Origin of the sequence: Pseudopedobacter beijingensis, from assembly GCF_042678145.1 — a bacterium.
Taxonomy (GTDB): domain Bacteria; phylum Bacteroidota; class Bacteroidia; order Sphingobacteriales; family Sphingobacteriaceae; genus Pseudopedobacter; species Pseudopedobacter beijingensis.
This window is the reverse complement of sequence record NZ_JBHUDG010000004.1, coordinates 247270-265897: the sequence shown is the minus strand read 5'-3', so window position 1 is coordinate 265897 and position 18628 is coordinate 247270. Positions and strand designations below refer to the sequence as shown.

Sequence of the window (18628 nt, the reverse complement as noted above, 5' to 3'; positions counted from 1 at the left end):
GGCTGAGCGGAGTCGAAGCCTGCCTAGTGCATTCAAGGCATATTTCGACAAGCCTGTACTGAGCTTGTCGAAGTGCTCAATATGACATTCCACTTTATGAGACGGCCCTTTCTTGTTTGCAATACTTATTATTAGAAGTCTTAGTTCATTTTCAGTTTTTTCTGAATATCATGAACATAGGTTTTGAATTTCTTATCTGTATCTATTAAATCTTCTACTGTCTGACAAGCATATATCACCGTAGAGTGATCTCTGCCTCCAAAGAAAGCACCTATAGATTTTAAAGATGTTTTGGTATGACTTTTAGCCAGGTACATGGATATCTGACGAGCCTGAACAATTTCTCTTTTTCTCGTTTTTGATTTCACCATTTCTACAGGAACTTCAAAATACTCACACACTAATTTCTGGATGTATTCCATAGAAATTTCTTTATTGGAGTTTTTGATAAAGTTCTTTAGCATCTGTTTAGCCAAAGATAAATCAACTTCTTTTTTGTTCAGTGTAGATTGCGCTAATAAAGAAACCATCGCTCCTTCCAGCTCACGAACATTATTATCTATATTGTGCGCTACATATTCAATAACATCTTCCGGCAGTTCGATTCCGTCCTGATACATTTTCTTTTTCAGAATAGCCATACGGGTTTCAATATCCGGAACGGTCAAATCTGCAGACAAACCCCATTTAAATCTCGACAAAAGCCTTTCCTCTAGTCCCGCTAAATCTTTCGGAGCTTTGTCAGAAGTAATAATTAATTGCTTGCCTGATTGGTGCAAGTGGTTAAAAATATGGAAGAATATATCCTGTGTCTTGTCTTTTCCGGCAAAGTTATGAACGTCATCCATAATAATAACATCCATGGCCTGGTAGAAATTCACAAAATCGTTAATGGTATTGTTTTTTAATGAATCTACAAACTGCTGGCAAAACTTTTCACAGGAAACACATATCACTAGCTTATCAGGCATAGTAGCTTTAATTTCGTTACCTATTGCCTGGGCTAAATGCGTTTTCCCTAAACCTACGCCTCCGTAAATCATTAAGGGATTAAAAGAAGTACCTCCCGGTTTAGCGGCTACTGCAAATCCTGCAGATCTTGCCAAACGATTACAGTCTCCTTCTATAAAATTCTCAAAAGTATAATTTGGATTTAGCTGAGGATCTACCTGCAACTTTTTAAGTCCCGGTATAACAAAAGGATTCTTTATGTCTTTATTTAAAGCTACCGGCATGGGAATCGATTGATTTTTCCCTTCTGCCCCATTACCACTAGAAGGCATATTGGTTGTATAAGGTTTCTGTGCCGATGATTTTTCGACTACAATATTATATTCTAATCTTCCCGTCTCTCCTAACTGATTCTTGATTGTCTTTCTAAGTAGCCCTACATAGTGCTCTTCTAACCACTCGTAAAAAAACAAACTCGGTACCTGTATAGTTAAAATGCTCCCCTCAAGCTTAAGTGGTGATATAGGTTCGAACCAAGTTTTAAAACTCTGGGTCGGTATATTATCCTTAATAATTTGAAGACAGCTTTCCCAAACGCTGGCACAAGTTTTTTCCATATTTTCTCCTAATAAACTGATTTTAAATGCGATGGAAATTTGCGGGGTTGCTCATTTCCGTGATTCGAATATTCAAAAAAAAATCGGCATTAAAAACTATATTTTAAAATTATTCTCAACCACTTCTATAGCAGATGAATATACTACTTTTTTATTGTTTTTTCTACTAAAAATATAGTCAATCCGACCTAAATTGATTCCGGCAAAGCCAACTTGATTTACCAGCACCTCATTCCCCGAAAGATTACGTATAATATCAGGTCGTGGCAAAAATGTATGGGTGTGTCCTCCTATAATTAAATCGGTATAATACGTTTTTGAGGCCAAAACAACATCGCTTATCTTATTCCCTTTATACTTATAACCTAAATGTGATAAACAAACTACCAGATTACATTTATGATTAAGCTTTAGCTGTTTTTCCATTTCCAAAGCTTTTCCAAGCGCATCTATATATTTAGAGTTACCATACTCTCTTTTATTAACTAACCCCTCAAAATCTATCCCTATGCCATAAACACCTACCTTTACTCCATCCTTTATATATATCTTATAAGGAATTGTCTTTTTATCCAGTTCTGTTTCCGAGAAATCATAATTAGAGTTAATGATTGGGAAATTGGCATGTGGCAATTGTTTAGCAAAACCACCAACACCATTATCAAAGTCATGGTTTCCCATAATTCCTGCATCATATCCCATCATACTCATCATTTTTATCTCCAGCTCTCCTCCCCAATAATTAAAATAAGGTGTCCCCTGAAATATATCCCCTGCATCAAATAAAAAAACGTTTTGCTCTTCCTTTCTGATTTGTTTAATCAAAGCTGCTCGAGGCGCTACACCTCCTCTTCCCTGATTTCGGCTGCCATCCATAGGAAAAGGGTCTATTCTGCTATGCACATCATTGGTATGCAAAATGGTAATCTTTACAAAATCATCTTTTGCGAATAAGCTTTCGGGCTTAAACCCTAACGCCAAAAGAGCGCTTCCTGCCGAGACGGATTTTATAAATTTCCTTCTATCTATAACTAATTCTTCCATCAAGTATCGGATTTAGTGTTTTCCCTTGTTTATTTTGTTTCCGCACATAATAGATTAGCGCATCTCTTAAGAGAAAGTTCTGATCTATGATTTCTTTAGATTTCTGAAAAATAGCACCCCCATCTCCACCATTAGCCATATAATCTGAGGTTAAAACAATATATTCTTTATCAACATCTATAGGTTTACCATTTATAAGCACATCTACAGCTTTTCCAGAAGCCCGGTCAATCTTAAATCTGGCTCCTGACAAGGCATCTCCTCCAGATTTTGCTAAAAAATCAAAAAAAGCCGGCATATCCTTTCCTGAGAATTTCACACAAACCAGAGCATTTTCAAAAGGCATCAATTCAAATATTTTAGATAAAGGAACCTCTCCTTTCGGAATAGATGTTCGTAACCCTCCATAATTTGAAAAAGCTATATCAAAAATAATCCCTTTATCTTTAGCTGCGTCAGCTATAGCATCAGCAAAAAAATCATTCAGTAGCCCTTCTGGTTTATCCTTTGATATCTCCTTTTCCGAAACCACTACAATCTCATTCATAATCGAATCCATTTGTTTCTTATAGGGATTGTAATAAGCTAACAATACGGAATCCTGAGACAAGTCTTTTGTAATCAGATATTGCTGTGACTGAGGTTTAGATACATAATATTTTGGACTACACGCCTGTAGCCCCAATGCCAACATTACATAACACAAACCTTTCATCAATTTTTTACTCATATAAGAAAATGATTATAAATTTTGCAACTGACTTCTCACAGTCATCAAAGCCAGCTCATAAGGATCGCTTTCCAAAGCTGATAATTTAGCAAACACCACTTTACTTAATGCTACGGCACTGGCATCAGCAGGCAACTCGTTTTTACTGGTGTTAATCAACATAATGGTATCTTCTTTTACCCTTTTGATTATAGACCACGTGTCTGTCGACAGATACAATTGCTGTGTTACATTATGCTGATATTCTTCCCTAATCTCTTCAAGTGCTCTCATCTGTAATTCACCAGCGCTTTGGCCGGTTGTGTGCAATCGCATCATCAAATTTGTTGGGTTTATCCTTTCTATAAACAATGTCATACGTTCCAGGGCTTGTAACTTCAACGGCAGAACTTCTTTGTTGATGTTACTCTTATAGCCTAACAAAGAAGTATATTTATAGTTTTCAAAAAATCCCTTAAACATATAATAAGCAACAAATAGCAGAATAACACCCGCAATTACCAGTTTAAGTATATCGTATAGTAAAGAGGTTATGTCCATATAAATTTTGTAAGATGATAGTAAAATTGAGTTTTCTTTGAAACAAACATCTGCATTTTAACTTATATTTGAAGTAAATTTATTGAAAACTTATGAGTACAGAAACTGCAGCAAGTGTAGCCCCTGTTACCTTAACAGATGGTGCTAAAAACGAAGTAAAAAAGTTAATATCTCAACAAGAACTGGGTGCTGACTTCGGCTTACGCGTAGGTGTTGAGGGTGGCGGATGTTCTGGAATGAACTATGTTTTAGGTTTTGACCAGATAAAAGAGGGAGACAGTGAGTACAATATTGATGGAATAAGGGTTTTCATGCATAAAGCACATGGTTTATATTTAGCCGGTATGGAAATTGATTTCCAACAAGGTTTAAATGCCAGAGGTTTTGTTTTTAACAACCCCAATGCTTCCAGTACTTGCGGGTGCGGAACCAGCTTCTCGGTTTAACAGAGCTATAAAAGGTACAAATAATTTCTTTAAAAAATCCTTATTTAAGGTAAGGATTTTTTTAAAGGCTATTTTTCTTCCTTAGAGCAAAACGCTGTTGGAAGTATAAAAGCCACACTAGACTCGAATCACTTCCCTAAAGCTTTTCTAATAGCCTAATTACTTCTTTTTCTGAATATTCTTTTAACCATATATTCTGTGGCTGAAAGTTTAAAACCGGTGCAAACTTACATCTATCACTACACTCAATCCTAATCACTTCAGTATCTCTCTTCATCTTATTATTCTTAATATAGGATTTCAACTCTTTGTAGCAATCTTTTCCACCTTTTTTACCACATTTGCTGCCTGTGCAAACGTATATAATCTGATTCGGAATAGTGAATCTGCTCATAGCACTAATTTTTAAAAATCTTTATTCAACAAACGTTCCAATTCGGTAAAACTAATATTCATTTTCACCTTACCTTGTTGTGCATAAGAAATTTCGCCCGTTTCTTCAGATACAATTAATGCCGTACACTCGCTGGTTTCTGTAATACCTATTCCAGCCCGGTGTCTTAACCCAAATTGAGGAGGTAGTTTATCATTTTCCGTTAAAGGCAAAATGCATCCTGCGGTTTTAATACGATTTTCTGCAATCACCACAGCGCCATCATGTATAGGGCTATGTTTCTGAAAAATACTTTCTATAAGCCGTTTAGAAATTCGGGCATCAACAAACTCACCTGTATTACCAAAAACATCCTGATCAAAATATTTAGAAAAAACAATTAATGCACCCGTTCTTGTCTGTTTCATACTTTTACAGGCATCTATAATAGGCTTAATCTTTGCCAGGTTATTTTTTTCTACTTCCTCTTTCCCAAACACCAGTTTCATCCACAACTTATTTCTTAAGGATATGTTTTTACCAATAGATAGCAAAAAACGCCTGAATTCTTGCTGAAAAACAATAATCAGTGCTATCAAGCCCACACTAACAAAGCTATTGAGTATGCCCGATAGCAATTTCATGTGCAACATTTTGCTGGCCACAAAATAAAGAACGTAAATAAGAATAAAACCAATAAATATATTTACTGCAATGGTTCCCCGTATAAGATTGTAGATATAATAAATAATAATAGCTACCAACAGGATATCGACTACATCGATAACCGTCATTTTCAAAAAGCTAAAGTCCAGAAACTCCATGTCGACTTATATTATTTCGGGCAGAATGCCGTGGTTCAATTTATAAAAAATCTTTGTTTCTATTATACACCTCCAACAGTTTTATACATTCTTTTGCCTGCATCACATCATGTACTCTTAAAATTGAAGCTCCATTTTGTAAAGCAAGTACGTTAAGAACCGTTGTACCGTTTAGGGCCTCTTCGGGTTTAATACCCAAAGTTTTCCATATCATAGTCTTGCGGGATATTCCCACCAAAACAGGACCCCCCAATATACGCATCTCATTAATTCTGGAAAGCAAATAATAATTCTGTTCTGTATTTTTAGCAAAGCCAAAACCGGGATCCAAAATAATATCTTTAACACCTAAAGCTTTTAAATGATTGATCTTACTAGAGAAATATTCCATCAATTCTCCAAACAAATCATCGTATTGAGTTAAAGAGGTCATGTTTTTAGGGGTTCCTTTCATGTGCATCAAAACATAAGGGACCTGCAATTTTGCTACTGTAGCAAACATTTCATCATCTAACTCTCCTCCCGAAATATCATTGATAATATGCGCTCCCGCTCCTATAGCCGCCTCCGCCACACTTCCTCTAAAAGTATCTACAGACAAAATAGTTTCCGGGAAGCTTTCTTTTATAGCTGTTATCACCGGCAACAACCTACCCATTTCCTCTTGAGCCGATACATCTTCTGCTCCGGGACGCGAAGAATAGGCTCCTATATCTATCACATCTACCCCTTCAGTAATAAAATTTTCTACACGTTTCAGGATTTCCTCTTTTTTATCTAACCTGCTTCCGGCATAAAAAGAATCCGGGGTAATATTGAGAATCCCCATCACCAAAGGACTCGATAAATCCAACAGTTTCCCCTTCACATTTAAGGTTGTCTTTACCTGAAAAAATGTATCTTTATCCATAATATTTATATTCGTCAAAAATACGATTAGTTACATTCTAAACACTATAATAATTAAAGCTTTGGCATTCGACACATCTGCACAATACGATAAGGTTATAAAAATATGTAAAGATTTATTCATGAAGAAAACCCGTGATTACGGCACTGCATGGAGAATTTTAAGACCCAGTTCATTAACCGATCAGATATTTATTAAAGCACAGCGCATCCGTACCCTTGAAGAAAAAAAAGTCAGTAAAGTTGGCGATGATGTTAAGGGAGAATACATTGGTATTATCAATTATTGTGTAATGGCAATCCTACAACTTGAACTGGACCAGCAAATCGGCACAGAACTTGATCCTTCTTTTGTTGACACGGAATTTGACAAAAGGGTACAGGAGACCAAAGACTTGATGTTTGCCAAAAACCATGATTATGGAGAAGCCTGGCGAGAAATGAGAATTAGCTCGTTAACCGACCTCATTCTTCAAAAAATCCTCAGAGTGAAACAAATTGAAGATAATGCCGGACTAACCATTGCTTCGGAAGGTGTAAAGGCGAATTATCAGGACATGTTAAACTACGCTGTTTTTGCATTAATTAAATTAGGTTTAGCGGATTGACAATGATTAGATCGAGAAAAAGCGCATCAACTTTAGAATGGATTGTAAGATTTTTTGTTGGCTTACTTTTCATTTTTTCAGGACTTATTAAATTAAACGATCCACTTGGTTTTTCTTACAAACTCGAAGAATATTTCGAAGTTTTTCATGTGGTAGCACTTAGTCCCTTAGCTGTATTTTTCTCTATCTTTATTTGTACACTGGAAGTTTCTTTAGGGATTTTGCTTCTGTTAGGCATATCTAAAAAAAATGTAAACACCGGATTACTGGCACTGGTTATTTTCTTTACCTTTTTAACCTTTTATTCTGCTGCATTTGATGTGGTTAAAAGTTGTGGGTGCTTTGGCGATGCCATTCCGTTAACACCATGGCAATCTTTTGCAAAAGACCTTGTACTTTTAGTACTTATCACTTATTTATTTGTTAAAGAACGTCAGCGGGGCGTATCTCAAAAACACAACAAATTTTTAACGTGGATATCTTTTCTATTACCCTTAGCTTTTGGACTTTATACTTATTACTATTTACCGATTATAGATTTTCTTCCCTATAAAGAGGGGGCAAATATTCCCGAATCTATGAAGATTCCCGAAGGCGCACCACAAGACGAGTATGAGATTATATATACGCTAAAAAGTAAATCTACAGGTGAAGAGAAAAAGATTAACGACAAGGAATATCTTGCCACCAAAATCTACGAGAACCCAGACTGGGAATTTATATCTTCATCTGATCCGGTATTAGTAAAAGCAGGTTACCAACCAAAAATCAAAGACCTTAACATTTTTGATTCACAAGGGGTAAGTTATACGCATGAAATTATAGAAAACCCTTATTATAATCTGATAGCGGTGGGCTGGAAGCTCGACAAAGCAAATGAGAGCGCTATCCAAACCATTAACACATTAGCTATCAATACGGCAAAAAACTACAATACCAGAACGGTACTGTTAACATCAAATTCGGCACAGGATGCAGATAAACTAGCCAAAGAAAACAAATTGATGTTTGAGATTTTTTATGCTGATGCCGTTCCCTTAAAAAGTATGGTCAGATCTAACCCGGGACTTATTTTAATGAAGAATGGTGTAATTATTAAAAAATGGCCTTCAAGCGACCTTCCTTCTTATGAAGAGTTAGAGAATGGTTATCTTGGAAAATAGGTTGTAAAACTTTTATGTATTGTTATTATGGATGTTTCAAAGCCTGAAAACCATTTTTATAAGGATATACTGGATTTTAAAACTTAAACGAATGAAAATATTTTTAGTTGGATATATGGGCTGCGGAAAAACCCGAATGGGGAAAAAGCTGTCTGCAAAACTAAACCGTCCTTTTATAGATCTGGACGTTTTGATAGAAACCACACAACAGGCATCTATTCCTGATATTTTTGTGCAAAAAGGCGAAAATCATTTCAGGGAAATAGAGCGTGACACATTACAACAATCTGCCATAGCAGAAGATGCTATTGTTTCTACAGGCGGCGGCGCACCCTGCTTTTTCGACAATATGGAATGGATGAATAATAACGGTATTACCATTTTTATTGATCCACCAGAAAAAGTATTGGCAGATCGCTTAATTGCTGCAAAAACCGAAAGACCATTGATTAAAGGGAAGTCTAAGGAAGAACTGTTGGAATTTATTAAAGAAAAACTAAAAGAACGAAGGCCTTTTTATGAACAGGCCAGAATAAAACTTGATGGCGTAGATTTAACACCTGACGATGTTATTGCCGCTTTGGAAAAAGAAAACCTCATGTAGAACTACATGAGGTAAACTCCGTCTTCCTCTCCGTTTTCGTCTAAAACAACAGACACATGTTCTTTTAGAACGGTAGACAGTTCCAGTCCCACAAAATCTGCAGAAACAGGAAACAACTTATGACTTCTGTTAATTAAAACAACAGATCTCAATTTTTTCAAAGGAATATTAAGGAATACACCCAGTCCGTAAGCAATAGTACGTCCACTGTTTAACACATCATCAATCAGGATAATCACCTTATTTTCGCATTCACTTAAAGGTACATCTATAGCCGATTCAAGCTTAGAACTATCTTTATTCAGCTCAACCTTTACTATCCTGATTTTTAGATCACTGATTTTTTTCAGAACTTTTTGCAGTCTCAAAGCCAAACGATAACCTCTGGCTACAACACCCGCTAAAATAATCTCCTTTTCATCTATATTATCTTCCAGAATCTGGTAGGCAATCCTATTTATCTTCTGTTGAACCTGAATATGGTTTAAGATAAGAACTCTTTTATTGGACGGCATAAACTTTATTTTTCAGATGTTAAGTTAAATAATTTCTCTTATTTTTCTAAGGATGATATATTTAAAACTCCCCAATTTTTATTTTTTAATAAGGTACAAATACAAAATTAGCTCCTTCCGGTACAACCGCAAAAACACAAGCATAAGCATCCGGATCTTTGTAGCTATATAGAAAAACATCTTTCTTGTCTTTTTCGATAATCCCTTTCTCTAAAAACTCTTCAAGCGTAGATACCTGTACAGTCCATTCCCTACCCATCTCTTCCTTATCTATAATAATCTCACCAATAGAAACCTGATGCTGGTGCGCTATAAAAATTGGATATAACGAAAGACCTTCTACCATAATATCCACAGCAACTTCCCGTAGGGTATCCTTATAAAAGTTAAGATCTTTCTGAAGAGATATCAAAGGAGATTCTTTAGGTAACTCCTGCTCACCTCCCACATTCCCTAAAAGTTCTTCTGCATCCATTATTTCTTCAATTTTAAAAGTACAACATTTTCTACGTGTTGAGTATGCGGAAACATATCTACCGGTTTAATCCTAACCACATCATATTTATCTGTCAGCAAGGCTAGATCCCTGGCTTGTGTGGCCGCATTACAACTTACATAAACAATTTTATCTGCTTCCATTTCTACCAGCCTCGCCACCACATCAGCATGCATTCCTGCTCTCGGCGGATCGGTGATGACTACATCAGGCTTTCCATGTTCCGCAATAAAATCAGCATTCAAAACATCCTTCATATCACCAGCATAAAATTTGGTATTATGGATATTATTGATCTGCGAATTAATTTTAGCATCTTCTATGGCACTGGGAACGTACTCTACACCAACAACTTCTTTTGTACTACGCGCCACAAAATTGGCTATAGTACCTGTTCCTGTATATAAATCATAGACCAGTTCATTTCCGGACAGTCCGGCAAAATCTCTGGTTATCTTATAAAGTTCGTAAGCCTGCAAAGAATTGGTTTGGTAGAAAGATTTTGGACCTATCCTGAATTTCAAACCTTCCATTTCTTCAAAAATAAAAGGCTCTCCTCTATATACATTTACTTCCTGATCGAATATGGTATCATTTTTCTTCTGGTTAACGATATAGAGCAGCGATGTAATTTGAGGAAAGGTCTTTTCCACATAACTCATCAATAATTCTATTTGCCCTTCTTCCGGATAGGCAAACACAACAATTACCATAATTTCTCCCGTAGAAGAAGTTCGGATAATAAGATTTCGTAAAGCCCCCTCATGAGCCCTCAAATCATAAAAAGAAATATGATGTTCCAGCGCAAAATCTCTTATACTGTTTCTAATCGTATTGGAAGGATCTGCCTGCAGATAACAATGCTCTATATCCAGAATTTTATCAAACCGCAAAGGGACATGAAAACCTAAAGCATTCATTTCTTTATCTAAGCCACTTGCAATATCTTCATCTGTTAACCAACGTTTATTAGAAAAAGTATATTCCAGCTTATTACGGTAATAGGATGTTTCTGACGATGGCAAAATATCTTCAACTCCTGAAACATCTATCCCCCCTAATCTTTGAAGTGCATCCGAAACAGATTTTTGCTTATACTTTAACTGCGCTGTATACGACATGTGCTGCCATTTACATCCTCCGCACACTCCAAAGTGTGTACAGAAAGGATCTTGCCTATCTTCTGAGAATACTTTTAGCGCATGAATCTTAGCTTCGGCAAATTTTTTCTTTTTCTTATAAACCGCAGCATCAACTACATCGCCCGGAATAGCCTTTTCTATAAAAACAACTAAATCTTCGTGTCTTGCAACACCTTTTCCTTCTTCTGCAATATCAAATACATGCAGTTCTTCTAGTATCTTTTGATTAGCCAATGATCTTATTTTTTGGAAGGCAAATTTACGTTTTTTTAAACAGTTACAACAATTTGCAGCTGGTTTAAAGTGTTTGATGGAAGTTAAAAATGTAAATTTAGGTCAATATAATCCCATCTATTCCAGAAAAGAACAGCTTTATACAGGATATCAGATAAAAAGACCTACTATAAACAAGTAGAATCTGTTGGCTGGCTTTTCTTCAATCGTAAACTTTTTATCAACCAGTTCCGAAAAATGAGCTAAACCTCTGTTCATCAGTTTCATATTTCCATAAAGATAGCAATATATATACCAAAAACCAAAACGGTATATTATTATTAAATTAAGAAAATATGTACATAATATTACTGATAAACTGGAAGTTAGCAGATTAACCGAACAAATCACTGCTTAGATAACGATCTCCACGATCACAAGCTATAAAAACAATTATCCCGCTATCAAGTTCTGAAGCTACTTTTAACGCAGCATGACAAGCCCCTCCAGTACTCATACCCGCAAAAATGCCTTCTGTTTTCACCAAAGATCTCGTTGTAAGAACGGCATCTTCCTGCGATACATCTATCACTCTATCTACTCTTGACTCATCAAATATTTTAGGGAGATATTCTTTAGGCCATCTTCTTATACCGGGAATAGAAGAGTTTTCTGTAGGCTGGCAACCTACAATTTGTATGTCCGGGTTTTGTTCCTTTAAAAACATGGAAGTCCCCATAATGGTACCTGTTGTGCCCATAGCACTTACAAAATGGGTTATATTATGCTGTGTATCTCTCCATATTTCAGGACCTGTTGTTTTGTAATGCGCCAGATAATTATCGGGATTAGCAAACTGGTTTAAAAGAAAATAATCATCCGTAGCTCCTTTTTCTTCGGCATAATCACGGCAAGCCTCTATACTATCCAGTAAAACAACTTTTGCCCCAAAGGCTTCCATAGTAAGCGTACGTTCTCTTGTAGAATTAGCCGGTAATACCAATTCCAATTCTAAACCAAACAAACGTGCTACCATTGCTAAAGCAATACCTGTATTGCCACTGGTAGCTTCTATCAGCTTCATTCCAGGTTTTATATCTCCCCTATCTATAGCACTCTGAATCATATTCAAAGCTGCTCTGTCTTTAACACTGCCTCCCGGATTGTTCCCTTCTAATTTAGCGTAAATCTTCACGTTCTTATTAGGGTTCAATTTGGTTAATTCTACAATAGGGGTATTACCCAAAACGTCTAATATACCTGCCATTTTAATGATTTTTATTTTTCTCGGCAACCTGAACTGATGCCAAATGATATACAATAGAATCTGAAGGCACACTCTTGGTTAACCACACATTTCCTCCAATAATGCTATTTTTACCTATCACGGTATCTCCACCTAAAATAGTGGCTCCCGAATAAATAACCACATTATCTTCAACCGTAGGATGTCTTTTAGTCCCTGCCAAACCTTTATCTACACTTAATGCACCTAATGTAATCCCCTGATATAGCTTTACATTATTTCCTATAATTGCTGTTTCTCCAATGACCAAACCGGTACCATGATCTATATAAAGATACTCTCCTATAGTAGCTCCCGGATGAATATCTATGCCTGTTTTGGAGTGAGCGTATTCTGTAAGTATCCGGGGAATAACAGGCGTATTTAGCCTTAAAAGCTTATTAGCTATGCGATAAAAAGAAATAGCGTAGAATCCGGGGTACGATCTGATAATTTCAAATTCGTTATTGGCCGCCGGGTCACCATCGTGGATTGCCTTAATATCTGTTTTAAGTAACCTGTATAATTCGGGAATAAAGTCTATAAACTCATTCACTATCAAATTATGGTCACAGTCTTTACATGCATGAGTGGTATCCAATAAAAACAGGAGATCTGTTTTTATTTTTTCAAAAGCCTGCTCCACCTCCTCATAAGTTTTAATGGGATTTACTGCTTGCTCAGGAAAAATTAAACGTACCAGACGCATTGCCCATTTTGCTATATCAACATTAGAGGGTACAACTTCTGTCTTTAGCTGTTTCTGGAATATATAATTGTAAAATTCTTTATCCATTTTATGGCATGTTTAGTTCATGCTGTTAGAATTATAAAATAAAAAACAGATCATACTGTTTACCTGCATATTATAATGCAGCCTTTACCAAATATGGTAAAATCTCCTTCTGGAAAGACACAAAGTTCTTTCTCACGTCGGCATCGCTAACAGATGTAAAAGCAAAAGAAAAAATAATACTTTTACTGGATTTAATCAAAAATCTTAATCTTTCAGGAAAAGTTTCATCATCATTTAACTCTTCAACCGCCATAAACTCTGCATATAATAATTGCTCAAGTTCATCGGAAAGCTTTTTTAAAAATTCTTGTGAGTTGGTAGACTCTCTGATAAAATCCCAGCCTATAAACTCGTTACAAATGGTATACGAAAGTTTGCTAACCCTCAGAATCAGACTTTTCAGGTATTCTTCTTTGGATGTTTCTGCAACACCCTGATGCAGTAAATCGCTTACACTTACCTGAAGATAATCCATCAGGATTGCGTGTAACACCAATTCCTTACTTTCGAAATATTTATAGATAGTAGCTTTAGCTATTTTTGCTCTTCTGGCTATTTCATTAACACTGGTTTTATGATAACCATATTTACGAAACAGTTCCTGAGCTGCCTTTTTTATACTATCTTTTATTTTATCTACCTCCATTAATTTGTTACTCTTATCATGTCTCCCGCCATGACTGAAACACTGTACCGTACTAAAGGCATCCCTGAACTTCCTGAGATTCTGTTACCGTCAGAAAGTTGAAAAATAACCCCTGCACATTTATCTTCACAAGTAAAGGCACTGTTTAACACAACATTACATTGTTGTTCTATGCTTGCAGGACTCCTTTTATCATAAGCCATAATGACTCCTGAATTATTATATAATATTAATCCTCCCACCCCCTGGACATTTCCTGTTGCCTCTTTTACATCTACAGAAGTGCCTTTGGTCTTTAATGAACTAAATTTTGGGTCCTGCAAAGAAAATTTAGCATCCACCAAAACATAGGGAAAGTTATCATATTGATTTTTCCCACATGAAGTAAAAATCAGAAAAAACAAAACAGATAACAACCTACATTTCTTCATCGTCTTCTTTTTATACTATTTCTGATTGAAATTGCTTTAAGAAACGAATATCATTCTCAGAAAACAGCCTTAAATCTTTAATCTGATATTTCAGGTTAGTTATTCTTTCTATTCCCATTCCAAAAGCAAATCCGGAGTATTTCTTACTATCTATCCCTACATTTTCCAACACATTCGGATCTATCATTCCGCACCCCAGAATCTCTACCCAACCACTTTGTTTACACATCTGACAGCCTTCTCCTTTACAAATAGAGCAGGAAATATCCATTTCTGCCGATGGTTCTGTAAATGGAAAGAAGGATGGTCTGAAACGCACTTTTGTCCCCTCACCATATAATTCCTGCACAAAATAATATAAGGTTTGCTTCAGATCAGCAAATGACACCTTTTCATCCACATATAAACCTTCTATCTGATGAAAAAAACAATGTGCTCTGGCAGAAATAGCTTCATTTCTATAAACGCGACCCGGCATTAACGCCCTGAAAGGTGGCTTGCCCTGTTCCATTAACCTAACCTGAACAGATGAAGTATGCGTACGCAAGGCGATATCATCTCTACCACTATTTTTCTTGATAAAAAATGTATCCTGCATATCTCTTGCCGGATGCTCCTCAGGAAAATTCAATGCAGAGAAATTATGCCAGTCATCTTCAATTTCAGGCCCTTCGGCCACCACAAAGCCTAATCTTTTAAAAATCTCTAAAATCTCCTTCCTTACCAAGGATAGTGGATGTCTACCGCCAATCTCCATTCCAGAACCCGGCAACGTTAAATCCTCGCTACTTTGCTGATCTTTTTCCTGAGACCCAAACCCTTCTTTCAATGCACTATAGCGTTGCTCCGCAAATTGCTTAAATTGATTAAGCACCTTTCCCAAAACACGTTTTTCTTCAGCAGAAACACCTTTAAATTCTTCAAATAAATCTTTGATTATACCTTTTGTGCCCAAAAATTTAATTCTGAAGCGTTCCAGTTCATCTGCGTTTTCAGGAGTAAAACCCTGTATTTCGGAAGTATATAAATCGATTTTAGATTGCATAACACGCAAATTTAATAAAAAATGCCTCAAAACATGGGTTTATATATTCTGATTTTTACACGCAGAATACATACAATAAAAAACAACTAAATCTGTTACATTGTTATAATTGTTTTTAGCCTTAAATAAGCTATATTAACAATGTTTTTGAGCTTTTTCACATATTTGACACTTGGGTTTTATGAGGTTTTGGTGTTTGACGATACTTTTATTTCTCTATTTCGATGCGTTCTCTGATTGGGGGAAAAGGGAACATGAGCTTGGAGACAGTATCATCAGACAAGCTATTGCCCTTAAAAATTACGAACGAAAACTTAACCTGAAAGCTAATGCCTACCTAAAAAACACATTGGTATTAGACAAAGCACCCAAACGTTTTTTAGGTAAAAACGTCAAAAAACTTCTTAAACTTAAAGACACTGAAAAACAGGCCCTTTACATTCACGAAGCTATTTCGGATCTTTATTTTAGTGATTCAAAAATCATAAAAGAAGACATCAGTTTTTTTAAAAATTATGGCGAATTCCGTCAGGCATGGCGTTTTAATAAAGCTTCTGATCTTTTACTTGACTTTAATGAGAACTATGTAGAACTGGAAGGCTTTAGCGATAAAAAATATGTATCTCCTATAGCAAACAGTGCATTTAAATATTACGATTTCTTTTTTGACAAGACTTTCGAAGATGAAAACGGGATTAAATTATATAGTATACGGATATACCCCAAAAACTTTTTCGAACCGGCATTTTACGGATATATATTTATTAATGCTGCTACAATGCAAATTACCAACCTTTCGCTAAATCTTGGCGACAACGGAGGAATCAGCCTTATCAACTATTTAACCATACATCAGGACCTGATTAAAATAGATAACTTTTATTACCCTTCGCAAACTAAAATAAATTATTATGGTAACAATTTTGGTTTTGCTTACAGCGGTGTATGTGTCGCTACTTTCAATTACTTCACCCAAAATGAAGCTGAGGAAAACATTTTTAATAAGTATGAATCGCTCAAGATTGAGCGACAAAACCAGGAAGGAGAAGCCAAACTACAACTAAACCGCCCCATACCGCTGACCCCTCTGGAAAAAAGTTCTTACAGACTGGACGACAGCTTAAAGAATGCACAGGGAAAAAAGAAATACCTTGACTCCCTGGATAATCTTAGTTTGCAACAAAGAATCTCACCCTTTCTTTTCAGTAAGTTCAACATACAAAACACCTACAAAGAATACAGTATTAGTTTTGATGCTATTGCTCCGTCACTGTTTTACAATACCGTAGAAGGTCCCGGTATCAAATATGGTGTGAGGTATACAAAATACCGTGAATTTGATGGAAGTTTCTTTACGATTAAGCCCGAGGTCCGCTATGGTTTTAAAAATAAAGAATTCAACTCCGATATTGCTTTTTCATGGCTATATAGTCCGCAAAAGCGCGGTGTATTGGGCATAAATATGGGAAGTACTTATCGTGACCTTAACCCTAATGGCTCTTTAAGTACACTTTATAACTCTTTAAACTCTTTGTTATTTGAGCAGAATTTCATGAAACTCTTTAGAAAAACCTATGGTAGTGTTTCTTCGGGTCGTGAAATCACAAACGGACTTTATCTCTCCGGAGGGATCGAGTTATCCCGGAATATCTCTGTATCAAATATGTACGATTATTCTTTTCGTAAAATAAAAGATAAGAATTTCACCTCCAACAACCCTTTTGATGAAGACGATGGCAAACTTTTTCCAGACCATACTACCCTAAGATTCTCGAGCACACTAGTATATACTTTTAATCACCAATACATTAGCAAAGAAGGAGTCAAAATCTACAAAATACCTGATAATCCCCGCCTAATACTTACTTATAAAAAAGGTATACCCGGTATATTCGGTTCGGAAAGTAATTTTGACTATCTGGAATTTGAGGTCCAACAAGAAAAGTTAGATATTGGATTATGGGGATATGCTTCTTTTTCTGTATCTGCCGGTAAATTCCTGAACCACAAAGTGAATTATTTCCCCGATTGGAAGCAATTTGGAGGTAACATGGCATTAATATTTAACCCCGGTCTCAAGAACTTCCACTTATTGGACTACTACACCTATAGTACCGACAGGGAATTTATTGAGGGACACTGGGAGCATAATTATAATACTAAGTTTTTTGGAAGCATCCCCCTTATTAGAAAGTTAAAATTACAAGAGTTAACCGGAGCTGCACTTCTTGTACAACCCGAAAAGGGCTTATATTACGAAATATATGTAGGCCTACAACGATTGGGGGGACGAATAGACTATGCTTTCTCTTTTGACAACCATGGTTTATTAAATCACGGCTTTAAATTTTCGTTCAGATTTCAAAGCCCTTACAAGTTTAAACAAGACAGATATTGATACATTCCAAATAAGCATTAAAAAAATATAACTTTGTCATTAAAAGCTATTGATAAGTCATGTTTCGACATAAAGGAAAAAACAGAACATTTTCCCATAATCTGAGACTAGCTTCAATGTTGTCTTTGGTTGCAGGAATAGTAAATGTAACTGGTGTAATGGGATTAAAAGTGTTAACCACAAATGTAACAGGGCATTTTGCCTATTTTGCAGAAGAAATGGTTATCCAACATTATTCAGTAGCCATTATCTTCTCTCTGTACATTTTATCATTCCTGCTGGGTGCATTTTTCTCCAACTTGCTCATAGAAATATTCATCAGAAAAAGAGCTTTCATCTCCTACGCCATCCCAATCTCTGTAGAAATATTATTGTTATTAACCATATCTTTAGGAGCAAATAATTACTTTAACAACAGTGTTAGTGCCTGTATCTTACTATTTGCTATGGGCTTACAGAATGCCCTGGTTACTAAAATTTCAAACTCAGTAGTCAGAACTACACATCTTACCGGATTATTCACTGATTTAGGGATTGAGCTTTCTCAACTGATATTCTACAAAAGAAATGAGTCCAATTTCAGAAAACTGCTCCAAAGCATTAACCTTAAACTGGCCATTATACTGTGTTTTTTTATGGGGTGTTTGCTAAGCGGTGTACTTTACAAAACGATGCACTTCCACACACTATTCATTGCTGTGGTCATACTTTTATTTGCATTGTTTTTCGATTCTGCCCGTTCCAGATACTATCATTTAAAAAGAAAGCTTACTCATTAATAAAGCTATTCTATTTGGGTCTTGCCTGCTCCAGCTATTTTTATCCTTAACCTTTTTCATAAAAACCACTAAA

The 18628-nt window shown here is 35.9% G+C and carries 21 protein-coding genes; 6 read left to right on the top strand and 15 right to left on the bottom strand.

All coding sequences use genetic code 11. The features are described from left to right. Positions 1 to 140: 140 nt before the first annotated feature. The 4 genes from dnaA to ACFSAH_RS06110 all read right to left on the bottom strand — a co-directional run bounded on the left by dnaA (position 141) and on the right by ACFSAH_RS06110 (position 3882). Positions 141 to 1568 (bottom strand): chromosomal replication initiator protein DnaA, encoded by a 1428-nt coding sequence (dnaA, locus tag ACFSAH_RS06125; RefSeq protein WP_379661828.1) that lies wholly within the window; start codon positions 1566 to 1568, stop codon positions 141 to 143. Positions 1569 to 1664: 96 nt separating this feature from the next. After that, entirely contained in the window at positions 1665 to 2612 is a 948-nt protein-coding gene (locus ACFSAH_RS06120) for a bifunctional metallophosphatase/5'-nucleotidase (protein ID WP_379661827.1), read from the bottom strand. Then, positions 2590 to 3342: a 5'-nucleotidase C-terminal domain-containing protein gene (locus tag ACFSAH_RS06115; protein WP_379661826.1), complete on the bottom strand. Its 753-nt coding sequence runs from the start codon at positions 3340 to 3342 to the stop codon at positions 2590 to 2592. Before ACFSAH_RS06115 ends, ACFSAH_RS06120 begins: the two co-directional genes overlap by 23 nt. A gap of 12 nt (positions 3343 to 3354) precedes the next feature. Then, on the bottom strand, positions 3355 to 3882 hold the full coding sequence (locus ACFSAH_RS06110) for a DUF7935 family protein (RefSeq protein ID WP_379661825.1): 528 nt from the start codon (positions 3880 to 3882) through the stop codon (positions 3355 to 3357). Positions 3883 to 3974: 92 nt separating this feature from the next. Here ACFSAH_RS06110 and ACFSAH_RS06105 point away from each other — a divergent pair, with 92 nt between their 5' ends. Then, complete coding sequence (locus tag ACFSAH_RS06105; protein WP_379661824.1) at positions 3975 to 4328, top strand: HesB/IscA family protein; 354 nt, start codon at positions 3975 to 3977, stop codon at positions 4326 to 4328. A gap of 136 nt (positions 4329 to 4464) precedes the next feature. Here ACFSAH_RS06105 and ACFSAH_RS06100 read toward each other — a convergent pair whose 3' ends face one another. From ACFSAH_RS06100 to folP, 3 genes are read right to left on the bottom strand one after another with little or no spacing between them, the layout of a single operon-like run. After that, a complete protein-coding gene (locus ACFSAH_RS06100) occupies positions 4465 to 4722 on the bottom strand; it encodes a (2Fe-2S) ferredoxin domain-containing protein (protein WP_379661823.1) in 258 nt (85 codons plus the stop codon). A gap of 11 nt (positions 4723 to 4733) precedes the next feature. Beyond that, positions 4734 to 5525 (bottom strand): diadenylate cyclase CdaA, encoded by a 792-nt coding sequence (cdaA, locus tag ACFSAH_RS06095; protein ID WP_379661822.1) that lies wholly within the window; start codon positions 5523 to 5525, stop codon positions 4734 to 4736. 40 nt (positions 5526 to 5565) lie between these two features. After that, positions 5566 to 6435 carry a dihydropteroate synthase gene (folP, locus tag ACFSAH_RS06090; protein WP_379661821.1) on the bottom strand — a complete coding sequence of 290 codons (870 nt, stop codon included), beginning with the start codon at positions 6433 to 6435 and terminating at the stop codon, positions 5566 to 5568. Between the two features lie 61 nt (positions 6436 to 6496). Between folP and ACFSAH_RS06085 the strand changes: the two genes are divergently transcribed. The 3 genes from ACFSAH_RS06085 to ACFSAH_RS06075 all read left to right on the top strand — a co-directional run bounded on the left by ACFSAH_RS06085 (position 6497) and on the right by ACFSAH_RS06075 (position 8809). Continuing rightward, positions 6497 to 7042 carry a DUF1599 domain-containing protein gene (locus tag ACFSAH_RS06085; protein ID WP_379661820.1) on the top strand — a complete coding sequence of 182 codons (546 nt, stop codon included), beginning with the start codon at positions 6497 to 6499 and terminating at the stop codon, positions 7040 to 7042. Between the two features lie 2 nt (positions 7043 to 7044). Further along, positions 7045 to 8205: a BT_3928 family protein gene (locus ACFSAH_RS06080; RefSeq protein ID WP_379661819.1), complete on the top strand. Its 1161-nt coding sequence runs from the start codon at positions 7045 to 7047 to the stop codon at positions 8203 to 8205. A gap of 91 nt (positions 8206 to 8296) precedes the next feature. Further along, positions 8297 to 8809 (top strand): shikimate kinase, encoded by a 513-nt coding sequence (locus ACFSAH_RS06075; protein ID WP_379661818.1) that lies wholly within the window; start codon positions 8297 to 8299, stop codon positions 8807 to 8809. 2 nt (positions 8810 to 8811) lie between these two features. Here ACFSAH_RS06075 and ACFSAH_RS06070 read toward each other — a convergent pair whose 3' ends face one another. From ACFSAH_RS06070 to pheS, 8 genes are all read right to left on the bottom strand, one after another. After that, positions 8812 to 9324, bottom strand: coding sequence for a phosphoribosyltransferase family protein (locus ACFSAH_RS06070; protein WP_379661817.1), 513 nt, complete (start codon positions 9322 to 9324; stop codon positions 8812 to 8814). A gap of 85 nt (positions 9325 to 9409) precedes the next feature. Then, complete coding sequence (locus ACFSAH_RS06065; protein WP_379661816.1) at positions 9410 to 9799, bottom strand: hypothetical protein; 390 nt, start codon at positions 9797 to 9799, stop codon at positions 9410 to 9412. Beyond that, positions 9799 to 11196, bottom strand: a complete 1398-nt coding sequence (gene rlmD / locus ACFSAH_RS06060; RefSeq protein ID WP_379661815.1) for a 23S rRNA (uracil(1939)-C(5))-methyltransferase RlmD — start codon at positions 11194 to 11196, stop codon at positions 9799 to 9801. The genes ACFSAH_RS06065 and rlmD overlap by 1 nt, the downstream gene beginning before the upstream one ends. A gap of 373 nt (positions 11197 to 11569) precedes the next feature. Continuing rightward, positions 11570 to 12442, bottom strand: coding sequence for a cysteine synthase CysM (gene cysM, locus ACFSAH_RS06055; RefSeq protein WP_379661814.1), 873 nt, complete (start codon positions 12440 to 12442; stop codon positions 11570 to 11572). Between the two features lies 1 nt (position 12443). Next, positions 12444 to 13256: a serine O-acetyltransferase EpsC gene (epsC, locus tag ACFSAH_RS06050; protein WP_379661813.1), complete on the bottom strand. Its 813-nt coding sequence runs from the start codon at positions 13254 to 13256 to the stop codon at positions 12444 to 12446. A gap of 70 nt (positions 13257 to 13326) precedes the next feature. Beyond that, positions 13327 to 13902, bottom strand: a complete 576-nt coding sequence (locus ACFSAH_RS06045) for a TetR/AcrR family transcriptional regulator (protein WP_379661812.1) — start codon at positions 13900 to 13902, stop codon at positions 13327 to 13329. Beyond that, entirely contained in the window at positions 13902 to 14333 is a 432-nt protein-coding gene (locus tag ACFSAH_RS06040; protein WP_379661811.1) for a hypothetical protein, read from the bottom strand. The genes ACFSAH_RS06045 and ACFSAH_RS06040 overlap by 1 nt, the downstream gene beginning before the upstream one ends. A gap of 10 nt (positions 14334 to 14343) precedes the next feature. Next, complete coding sequence (pheS, locus tag ACFSAH_RS06035) at positions 14344 to 15378, bottom strand: phenylalanine--tRNA ligase subunit alpha (RefSeq protein WP_379661810.1); 1035 nt, start codon at positions 15376 to 15378, stop codon at positions 14344 to 14346. A gap of 181 nt (positions 15379 to 15559) precedes the next feature. Between pheS and ACFSAH_RS06030 the strand changes: the two genes are divergently transcribed. Together ACFSAH_RS06030 and ACFSAH_RS06025 are read left to right on the top strand one after the other, a co-directional pair. Then, positions 15560 to 17776 carry a DUF5686 family protein gene (locus ACFSAH_RS06030; RefSeq protein ID WP_379661809.1) on the top strand — a complete coding sequence of 739 codons (2217 nt, stop codon included), beginning with the start codon at positions 15560 to 15562 and terminating at the stop codon, positions 17774 to 17776. Positions 17777 to 17835: 59 nt separating this feature from the next. Continuing rightward, positions 17836 to 18555: a YoaK family protein gene (locus tag ACFSAH_RS06025; protein WP_379661808.1), complete on the top strand. Its 720-nt coding sequence runs from the start codon at positions 17836 to 17838 to the stop codon at positions 18553 to 18555. Positions 18556 to 18628 lie beyond the last annotated feature (73 nt).

What these genes read in the sequence shown, in the direction of transcription:
- dnaA (WP_379661828.1), bottom strand. Translation starts at nt 1,568, where the DNA reads ATGGAAAAAACTTGTGCCAGCGTTTGGGAAAGCTGTCTTCAAATTATT.
- ACFSAH_RS06120 (WP_379661827.1), bottom strand. Translation starts at nt 2,612, where the DNA reads ATGGAAGAATTAGTTATAGATAGAAGGAAATTTATAAAATCCGTCTCG.
- ACFSAH_RS06115 (WP_379661826.1), bottom strand. Translation starts at nt 3,342, where the DNA reads ATGAGTAAAAAATTGATGAAAGGTTTGTGTTATGTAATGTTGGCATTG.
- ACFSAH_RS06110 (WP_379661825.1), bottom strand. Translation starts at nt 3,882, where the DNA reads ATGGACATAACCTCTTTACTATACGATATACTTAAACTGGTAATTGCG.
- ACFSAH_RS06105 (WP_379661824.1), top strand. Translation starts at nt 3,975, where the DNA reads ATGAGTACAGAAACTGCAGCAAGTGTAGCCCCTGTTACCTTAACAGAT.
- ACFSAH_RS06100 (WP_379661823.1), bottom strand. Translation starts at nt 4,722, where the DNA reads ATGAGCAGATTCACTATTCCGAATCAGATTATATACGTTTGCACAGGC.
- cdaA (WP_379661822.1), bottom strand. Translation starts at nt 5,525, where the DNA reads ATGGAGTTTCTGGACTTTAGCTTTTTGAAAATGACGGTTATCGATGTA.
- folP (WP_379661821.1), bottom strand. Translation starts at nt 6,435, where the DNA reads ATGGATAAAGATACATTTTTTCAGGTAAAGACAACCTTAAATGTGAAG.
- ACFSAH_RS06080 (WP_379661819.1), top strand. Translation starts at nt 7,045, where the DNA reads ATGATTAGATCGAGAAAAAGCGCATCAACTTTAGAATGGATTGTAAGA.
- ACFSAH_RS06075 (WP_379661818.1), top strand. Translation starts at nt 8,297, where the DNA reads ATGAAAATATTTTTAGTTGGATATATGGGCTGCGGAAAAACCCGAATG.
- ACFSAH_RS06070 (WP_379661817.1), bottom strand. Translation starts at nt 9,324, where the DNA reads ATGCCGTCCAATAAAAGAGTTCTTATCTTAAACCATATTCAGGTTCAA.
- ACFSAH_RS06065 (WP_379661816.1), bottom strand. Translation starts at nt 9,799, where the DNA reads ATGGATGCAGAAGAACTTTTAGGGAATGTGGGAGGTGAGCAGGAGTTA.
- cysM (WP_379661814.1), bottom strand. Translation starts at nt 12,442, where the DNA reads ATGGCAGGTATATTAGACGTTTTGGGTAATACCCCTATTGTAGAATTA.
- epsC (WP_379661813.1), bottom strand. Translation starts at nt 13,256, where the DNA reads ATGGATAAAGAATTTTACAATTATATATTCCAGAAACAGCTAAAGACA.
- ACFSAH_RS06045 (WP_379661812.1), bottom strand. Translation starts at nt 13,902, where the DNA reads ATGGAGGTAGATAAAATAAAAGATAGTATAAAAAAGGCAGCTCAGGAA.
- ACFSAH_RS06040 (WP_379661811.1), bottom strand. Translation starts at nt 14,333, where the DNA reads ATGAAGAAATGTAGGTTGTTATCTGTTTTGTTTTTTCTGATTTTTACT.
- pheS (WP_379661810.1), bottom strand. Translation starts at nt 15,378, where the DNA reads ATGCAATCTAAAATCGATTTATATACTTCCGAAATACAGGGTTTTACT.
- ACFSAH_RS06030 (WP_379661809.1), top strand. Translation starts at nt 15,560, where the DNA reads ATGAGGTTTTGGTGTTTGACGATACTTTTATTTCTCTATTTCGATGCG.
- ACFSAH_RS06025 (WP_379661808.1), top strand. Translation starts at nt 17,836, where the DNA reads ATGTTTCGACATAAAGGAAAAAACAGAACATTTTCCCATAATCTGAGA.